Annotated in this window: 6 protein-coding genes; all 6 read right to left on the reverse strand. The window is 55.5% G+C overall.

From position 1 onward, the window contains the following. Positions 1-60: 60 nt before the first annotated feature. A complete protein-coding gene (locus DID96_RS36970) occupies positions 61-1,005 on the reverse strand; it encodes a YafY family protein (RefSeq protein WP_260464164.1) in 945 nt (314 codons plus the stop codon). A 475-nt stretch (positions 1,006-1,480) separates the two neighbouring features. Then, complete coding sequence (locus DID96_RS38710) at positions 1,481-2,221, reverse strand: IS4 family transposase (RefSeq protein WP_221624637.1); 741 nt, start codon at positions 2,219-2,221, stop codon at positions 1,481-1,483. Then, the gene (locus DID96_RS38715) at positions 2,221-2,628 is read right to left on the reverse strand and encodes a transposase DNA-binding-containing protein (protein WP_221624638.1); all 408 of its coding nucleotides are present in this window, start codon (positions 2,626-2,628) and stop codon (positions 2,221-2,223) included. Before DID96_RS38715 ends, DID96_RS38710 begins: the two co-directional genes overlap by 1 nt. A gap of 712 nt (positions 2,629-3,340) precedes the next feature. Continuing rightward, positions 3,341-5,056: an ATP-binding domain-containing protein gene (locus tag DID96_RS36980; RefSeq protein WP_185732492.1), complete on the reverse strand. Its 1,716-nt coding sequence runs from the start codon at positions 5,054-5,056 to the stop codon at positions 3,341-3,343. After that, positions 5,046-8,879 (reverse strand): DUF3883 domain-containing protein, encoded by a 3,834-nt coding sequence (locus DID96_RS36985; protein WP_124604187.1) that lies wholly within the window; start codon positions 8,877-8,879, stop codon positions 5,046-5,048. Before DID96_RS36985 ends, DID96_RS36980 begins: the two co-directional genes overlap by 11 nt. Continuing rightward, on the reverse strand, positions 8,879-8,998 hold a 120-nt coding region (locus tag DID96_RS36990; protein ID WP_148094511.1), incomplete at its 5' end, for an IS4 family transposase. The genes DID96_RS36990 and DID96_RS36985, both read right to left, overlap by 1 nt.

Raw genomic sequence — 8,998 nt, forward strand, 5'->3', positions numbered from 1 at the left:
TCCGTGATCACTCGTTTCGGAAACCCATGATCAGCGATCACGTTCGACGGAAATGGCTGATCACGATCGTTCGGAATCAGCGATCATGATCCGCCGAAATCCCTGATCACGATCGCCGGAATACGCAATCAAGAGTTCCTGGTCGTTCGAATACGGCACTTCCAGCAGGTAGCTGCCATCTTCCAGCCACGTGCTGGTCTGGTTTTCGTGCCACACCTCCTGCGAGACCCACTGCGCCCGTTGAGCGGAGAATTTCAGCTTTGCCATATGCAATGCCTTCCCGGCAAAGATTCCATACCCTCCCTGGAAGTGTTCTGCCATCGTCGAATCGTCGACCTCGATTGCTACCTTGTCAACGACATAGACCGACTCGATCGACTCCAGTGAGAATGACCTGAGCGCATCGCGCGTGTGACACCACGCGTCCAGTAACCAGTTTTCCCGGTAGTGCACGAGTTGGATCGGTGAGATCTCGCGCTCAGTCGCTTCATGCTTTTCCCGATTCCAGTACCGGATGCAAAGGCGCTTGCGGTCGAGAACAGCGCCAGCCAGCAGCTGAAAATTCCGGGCATCCAATTTCCGGTTCGCGAAATGGATGAGCCTGACACGCCGGTCGATTGACTTGGCCGAATACGCACCTTGACCGAGCATCTCGCGAAGACGTGCCTTGAGCGGCCCAATGTGTTCTTCCAGCAAACCGGGCTGCACGCCCTGCAGAAGGTGTAACATCGTGAGCAGCGCGTGGACTTCAGATGAACTGAACCAGAGGCCTGGAAGTTCGAACGGGCCGCCACCCGGAAGCTGGTCATCCCTGATTACATAGCCTCGTTTCCCCTTATCCCACACAAGGGGGCAGCCAAGCCGGTCCCGTAAGACATCAAAGTCCCTCTTCAGCGTCGCGCGCGACACCTCGAGGTCGATCATCAGCTCTTCAATCGTGACCGCCCCGTGCTTGCGGATGCGTTGCACAATCTTGTGAATTCGTTCGGCGTTCTCTTTTGACACCGGCCCGGCTCCGCGTAGTGGCAAGGTGTATCAGGCACACCGCATGAGTATGCGGTGCAGCCCACTCCATTGTTATGCCCCCAATATTACTCCAGGAGCCGTGCCTTCTGAATTCTCCGACCCAGCTCGCCGCCGGCCGGCACGCTCCTACGCCCTAAACACCGCCGACACCCAAACTGTGTAAGCGTCAAACCAAGCTTGTAATTACCCACTTCGGTTAATGGCGAGCTCATATCCCAGCTGGATGTCGGTGAGGCCGCATACCGCGCCACATAACCGTATTACCTGGAGGCGACTCGCCGGCTCGGGCCAGATAGCCCCCGAGCCGCGCAACCTTGATCAAATTTCGCAGGAGCGGTGGCGCCCGCGCGGTGAGCGGCAAGTCGGGGACTACGCGTTCGAGTAACGCGATTTCCGTTGATGTGAATACCGCGTCGGGTGGAGTTTGTGGCGCACACCGGCTGATCATGGTCAGCTAAAATATGCGCCAGCTTAAGATGCAAAATACGGAGATCAGATTTGCAAGCCGATCGGCCGTGCGCAGCTTCGAGTCCTCTGCCTTGCATCCGGACTTGAGAATCTTGTGGAACGTCTCGATCTTCCAGCGCATGGCGTACCAGTCGAGCTTCTCGATTGCCTCGGCGCGTGATCGGACAGGGAGATTGGTCAGCAGCTTCCATTCGATGCCTGGGCGATCGGGCGGCACATCGCGCTCATGTGCGTGAATCACCGTGAGTTGTAGCGCCGGATAGCGGTTCTGTTTGCCGATGGGCGGTAACACCGTCATTCGCTGGTAACGAAGCGCAAGGGTTACGGCCATCGGATGCCCCTTCGCGTCGCGAATCTCGACACGATCCAGTCCTTTGACCTTAACCTGTTCCATTTCGTCTGCGATGGTGTGCTGACTGTCGCCCGCGAGCCGGTCGACACAGGTTCGCACAAGAAAGTAAGTGCTCAGGTCGTGCGCTGTGCAAAACAGTTCGTAGATATCGCTTTCCCGATCACCAACGTGAATGCAACGGACCGGGTCATTGAGCAACGCCGTTGACTGGCGCATGTTCTCAAGCCAGCGATAGCTTTCCTTCTCTTCAATGGGTACTCGCGTGGGATTGATATGCCGCTTCAGCGCCGTTGTGCCCTTGAATCTGCTGCGGGTCCAGAACTTCACCGCCGCCAAACCCAGCGGCAATCCTTCGGAGGTGACAACCAAATGCATCAGAATGCACATTGCGTCAGCGGGCGAAGCAGGCCGTTCTTCCCCTTTCTGGTTACCGTCTTGCCCGTAAATCCTATAAGTTCAGGCCGCTCACGCTGATAGGAAAATGTCGTCGTATCTTGAAGCACCAGGACCGGGCCTTGGGTTGCCCTGAAGCGTTCCGCGCTCGCTCGGAAGTGCCCTCCCAAGATATCCTGCTCGCTTACTCGGTCGTTGGATAGAACGCGGTACGCGCCTTTCGCGTTTGCCCAGTCCTGGCAGGCAAAAGGAATGGTCTGTCCCATACCTTTCCACAATCGCTCCAACAAGACTCGAAAGCGCTTGCGCAGCCTCTCGCCCTGAAACTCACTTCGCGCTGTCTCTCCGTCCAGCCACGTCTGATCATCCGCGAAGTCGTTCCCTTCCATTGATTTTCATAGTTGTCCTCAGTGATCCGAGGTTAACAGACTTCGTGAGAACTTTGTGGGTAATTGCAAGGTCTGACCTAGCTACGATAGTATCGGAATACGCAATAAAACGCGACGACGTCCATATGATCCCATTGGAAAGTCCCACACCAACGCGAGTACCAGGTCTGCTATGGAATACTGCCGAGAACCGGTCCGACGCGACGCGCACATTGGCCTCGATTGTGCGCTCCGTCAGTGCGGACGAGAGTCACAACAAGCGGCATCAACGAAAGAAAAATCGACAAAGCCCACGCAGCCGCTTAGGCTGACTACCTTGGCGGCAGAGATAGGGCGACACCGGGCAGTCCATTCGGACCAGATGCCACCCTGTACACGTACGCGAAAGAGCACGTCAGCGCATTAGTGAATGATGTCCGCGCTGCGGCGACCCCAAAATTCATTGTGCCAGGGCATCCGGCCTGCGTCCTGGAGGAAGTTAAGCAGGAGCCTGAAGCCCACGGCCCCAAGGAGGTCGGCACGGCATGGTACGCACACGGTCCGTCGCCAACGCGGTAATAAGCTCACCGGAGAAATCATTTCGCGGTAAAAAGTCTGGTGATTCCGCGCTGACAGTCGAAATGCGTCATACGACTCGCGTCGTTCTCGGGCCTATGCTCCGCACAACGCAGCGAGTCATCGACAAAACGGACGCAGCATGCTTCTCCAGCCGCTATTCCCGTGGGCGCACGGACAGAAACGCTTTCACGTCGCTCCCGCCAACGACATGCAATAGGTGCTTCGCACGAGAGATCCCTACATACAGCGTCTCGTGATTCTCCCTCAGGAGGGACTCGCTGCCAATCCAGAGGATAACGATTGGAGCCTCGAGCCCTTTGAACCGATTCACTGTATCAACAAATATCGTATTTCGTATGCGCTGTTCGAGGGACCACTTGACACCGCCAGGCAGAATCCATTGATTGAGGCGCTCAAAGAGCCCCAACTTCGGAGCCTTCGCCAGCAGAACCACGATGTTCTCTGGTGAGACCTTACCTTCCTGCAGCAAGCGCTGGCACCGAGTGAATATCAGTTTCGCCTGTTCCTCATCTAACTCGGCGGTTTCGAACTCAACTTCTGGTCCGGGAAGCTCTGGCGAATCGACCGGCTCACCGTTATAGAAGGCATACGCCTTTTCGTGCACGGGGGCCGTATTCCGGCAATTTATAGTAAGGTAAAACGGCTCTTCGGCGACCGGCAGGTTCGCGTGCCGTTTGTATAGTGCTTGATTCGGGTCATAGAAGAGGTACAGAACCCCCTCCTTCGGATCTTTCAGCAACTCTTCGATCGAGAACCAGTATTCGTCGCTGAAATCTTGCGCCTCGTCAACGATTACCGCGTCGTAGACATCATCAGTCAAAATTTCGCAGGAAAGCGCAAGCGCATACGGCATTTGACACTCGAATCTAGTCGTTTGGTCGTCGCCAGGGAAGGCCTCTTCCGCCTCACGATACAGATCTCGCCCTGTAGCCTCGTATGCGAGTTGCCGTCTCCGATCACAAAACTGATGGAAACCCATGACCTCAACCTGCGGTACGTCAGTTAGCGAGAGCGCCAGGACATCCGCGAGGGGCCTGTTGTAGCAGAGCAGCAATACACGTGCGTTGTCGGCCGCGAGCTTACGTGCCTTTTCAACTGCGATCAGCGTCTTCCCGGTGCCAGCGCCACCTGATATCACGGCCCTCTTACGGACGCCGATCGTACGCAGGATTTTCGCTTGACGCTCCGTCAGCCTGATACGCACTCGTTCGCCATCATCAAGCACAGAGCGCAGCAGAGGGAGCACGTCCACGGAAGTGCAAAGAATGTCTTCAACGAGCTGAACCCCTTTCTTTCCCAAAGGCTGAGTATTGCTCTCCGTGTAAAACGCATTCACGCTCGAAAGCCAGCGTGCAAGATCTTGAAGTTCAGCGCGCCCCCCGATGATTTGCCGGGGTCGGTCCGATGACACAAGAAGTTGAACGTTGTCCAGGTCGGGAAACATCACGCAATGTCCAAGAATCACCCGCTGTCCTGTCCAGTTGCGCCACTTCGGATCGCCCGTGATCTGGTCAAGTAGCGCGTACTTTTCACCTTGTGCTTGTCGGAACGGATCCTTTATTTCGTGGGCGACCCCATGGTGGTCAATCGATGACCAGCACGCTGTAGTTGCGTCAAACGAAACTCCGCCTCCTTTCACTTCAATGGCGAACAGGCCACCGTCCGGAAGCGCTATCGTAAAGTCAGCCTCGCCCTCACGCAGCTTCCCCCTGCCATCTTTGTAGATCCATGAAGCTGAGTGAATGACGGTAACCTCATCTGGCAACTGATCACGGCAAGCTCTGTAAAATTTTGCTTCTGCTCGCGAAGACAACAGTTCAAGCTGTTCTTCTCTCAGCTCAGGTCTCATCCTTGCCATCTTCTTCCCTTGATAGTTGCATCGTTGCTGGATTGAATACCCGGACGATCTCCCGTCCATCGTCCAACTTTATCTTTATCCGCGAGAATGCTCCGCCCTTCTTCACCACTTCGGCAACCATGCCTTCGCCAACATCCTTCACGACGATTTTTAGCCCTGCAGCTGGCGTAAGAGCGGCGCTTCGCTCGGAAATAGCTACATCCTTCCAGCCCGAATCGTATCGGAACTGACCTGCACCACCGAATGGATTCTGTATGATGTACAGTCGGCGGCGATTTTCGTCCAGGGCATGTTCGACAACGCAGAGCCAATAACAGTCATTGTGTTCAGCTGCGCACAGCAGCTCGGCCGGTGTCATGGAGACACCTGCTGCCGTCCACGCCCCACTTTGTCCTTTGAGCTCGATGAAGTGCTCGCTACCATCAAACGAGATACCTCGAACGTCATAACCCTTATTAAGCGGAGGCATCTCCTCTAGGGAGGTCCAGTTCGCCGCCTGGCTGCTGAGAAAGAAATCGACCGCTGCTCTCTCCACCGCCTTAATGGTGTCTTCTTCGACAGTACTAGACGAGCTAGCCCTCGTTGAAGGCTCGACATAACTGACAAGTCTCCGTCCTTTGTCTGCCCCCCCTCGCCAGGGCCTGGCGAGGCCGAAAGTACGTATGCTCGAGGGGACAGGAGTGCCCCGGCGGACTGGCGAAAAGTTTATCCCTGAAAACTTCGATGCGATCACACCACCATTCGAAGGCGGAAGTGCTGATGCAGCGGTCGACGTCGGTGCAGAATCCACGGCTGAACCAGTCGTGCCCGATCCCGGCAAAAGACTCACAGTGGCCGAGCTCCGGGCAACATTTTCGTCTGACGGACTACCTCCGTATGCATGCAAGGTCGAAGCTGGTGCCCGGGATGGACCACCCTCGCTAGTTTTCGGCGCCGCTTCAGAGCTCGGAGCACGTGCGGTAGCGGCGAGCGGTCGCGCCGCGTTCGATGTCTTGGCGTGACCAAGAGGCTCTACGTCGGAACTAACCTCGCTATCGGCTGCGCTCGGCTCATGCGTACGTGATGAACTCTGCTCGAACAATCGACTTTGTTCCTCGGCCGGCAGCTCCCTGACTCCCTTGACTTCCAAAAATTCCTCGGCTCCCGCCATATGCTGCTCCGACAGAATACGGCTTACACCGTCGGCAAGGCCCGACGGCACGCCAAGGAAAGCACAAATTTCAGATGCGAGCCTGTCAACGACGCCTTTGCTACCGCGTCTTACAAATATTTTCCCTTGCTCCATCAGGACGTTGCCGGTCGTACGAGCTACCGCACCACCAAGCTCGACATGAACTTCCAATGCACCTACGTCAACTACCACAACCATTGAAAGTTCCGCCCACTTCCCCCCCTGATTTGCTCGGACATACGCTGCATGAGCCGACGAATAGACAAAACGCGCTATAAGCAAAAGTCGCTCCGACACACGACGTGTCAACGCAACGTTATCTGTCTCACCCTCGACCGGGAAGACAGAGAGCGAAACGCTCGCGGAAAGGGTCGGCACCTTGGCAGCAGAAAACAAGGCGCGAACCTGTGGCAACCGCGCGATGGGTATAGCAACGAACGAGATTTCCGGGGCGTCACGAAACAATGCGGAAATTTCAGGCTTGTCATCAACAAAGAGATGTCCAACGTTGCGTACCATTCTCCCTCGATGGGAAAGGAAAGACTGCCCCGAACAAAACACGGAAAGCCATGCTGGAAGGGAGCCATCGCCATTACCAGAGTCGATTTCGTGGTTCGCCCTGCTATAGATCCGCATTGCCTCACCCACCTTTGATTCTGCTCGCAGGTCCGCCTCTTCAAGCAGTGGTAGCGCGCGAATCAGACCTGCCGTCGGCACATCGAGCGGCACACCCAGCCTACTAACAAAGAACGCCTGATAGTCACGATAGTGCGCTTGAATCGACGGGTAAAGTCTGTCAAGAAACTCCCCTTGTCGTGACCACACTACTTCAGACACACGTTTCCATCGATTTGCTTCTCCTCCCGTCAAGATGATGGGGTTATCTTCGAAGGCACTCTTGACCGCCACCGACGCTGTGGCGCAGAGGTGCTCCATGAATCGATAGATAGGACGTACCTCGTCGAAGGTGCACTTGTCCCGTTCTTTCAATTGCAGTAGACGGCCAACACAGGTAGCAATATCCGGTTGATGCCGGATACCACAAGCGCCCATGAAAGCAATATCCTCTAGATCTGCGTCGACGTAACAGGGACTGTTACCGAGAGCGTCACGCAATTCTTGGGTGTCGCAAAAACTCTGGTCCAGCCTGGTCGACGTTCGACGCTTGGTCGGCGCAACTGTCGCCCGCAGTTGCTTGATCAGAGTATATTGCTGTGTAGACCACTTTCCGCTGGGCGTAAATGTTGGAGATGATGGGTAACGTTTCCAGTTTCGATCCAGGCATTCGAGCGTTGATCTTCGTACGTCGATGCTCTGGTGCTCAAGCAATAACTTCAGCTCATCGCTGGGATCGATGTCTTGGTTTGCCCTCCGCATGATACGTGGAGATGGATTAACCCCTAGTGCCAGCAGAAACGCTCTCCAGTCGGCAATCTCATGAGAGTCATTCGTAACGGTACTGTCGGCGGGCTGCAGATAGAGAGGCGAGACAAGGCGGGATTTGTCTATCCCATCACCGAGCAAATTCTCGATATCAAACTCGGGAAGATACTCCGACGAAAGATACATTTGCGCCGGCCTCCAGAAAGTCCACCTCTGGTCGCGCGCCTTCGAACCGATCCAGAGGATTTCGCACAATTTCTTCCATACCGCCTCTTCTCTCTCCCCAGTAGCTCTGGCCCCCGCGAGGAACTCACTCCTTTTTTCCTTGATGTAACGCAAATGACCAATTTTCGACCGTTGGCTTGCGCTCTTCCAGCCATCGCCCTCATGCTTCGGCAGGATATGTTTCACTATCAGCTGATACGGGTCTGCCGGCCTAACCCCAAGATCATCAAATAAACTACGGACGCTCGTGCGACCTGCCGCTATCGCATTCGCGACCGTCTCGTGGCAAATATCGAGGTCCTGCTCGAACCCGAATACCTTACCGACAGCGAGTGGGTAAAAGATCGCCGAGGTCTTCGGCGAGAGCAGTTGACCTTTCGCATCGAGAACTACGGGCGCATCCGCCAAGCCGCACTCAAGCAAGACTGTGCGATTGCCGCTGGCAACAAAGTCATAAAATTCCACCATCCATTCCAGACCCTGTTCTAACAGCCACTCCCCGTACTTGCTGAACATCATCACGATGTCTGCGCCCATCAAATCGCGGCAGCCGAGCGCCTTTAGCTGGTCTCGACTCACACCGACATCATCGGCGGGATAATCTTTTCCAAACAGACGCAGGGAATCTTCGGCTGAGACAAGTTGCGCGAACTGTGCTGGAGGCAGCAAGACATCTGCCGGCTTTCGCCATTGCCCTGTCGCGCACGGGATGCATTCCGTTTCCGACAGTGCTGCGAAGAGTTGGTCAACGACAGGAGCGAAGAATCTATGGGTAATTTCGGTGCCCTCGGGTAGGTATCTTAGATAGCCTACAATCGAATTCGGAGTATTCCGAATCTGCTCGACCGCTCGCACGAATGCTGCAGCGATGGAATCTCTGAGTGTCTGGTTCCAAGGCCGACTATCCAGCACATCCTCCCGGCTCGAACTAAGTAGGAAATCAGCCTGGATGTAGAATCGGAATCCGAAATCGCGTACCGGCAAGAAGGCAAAGAGCTCTTTGCCGGGTTCGGAAGCCGCTTTGCCCCATTCCATTACACACAAGTCTGATGCTCAATCTCGCGCATGTACCTGATGCCAGCAACGAAGTCCACTATTCGCTGCATGCCTAGCCAGATGGTTTTGACGCCAGGTTCGCCGTCGCCTTTGCGCGC

Source organism: Burkholderia sp. Bp8963 (assembly GCF_003854275.1).
Classification (GTDB): Bacteria; Pseudomonadota; Gammaproteobacteria; order Burkholderiales; family Burkholderiaceae; genus Burkholderia.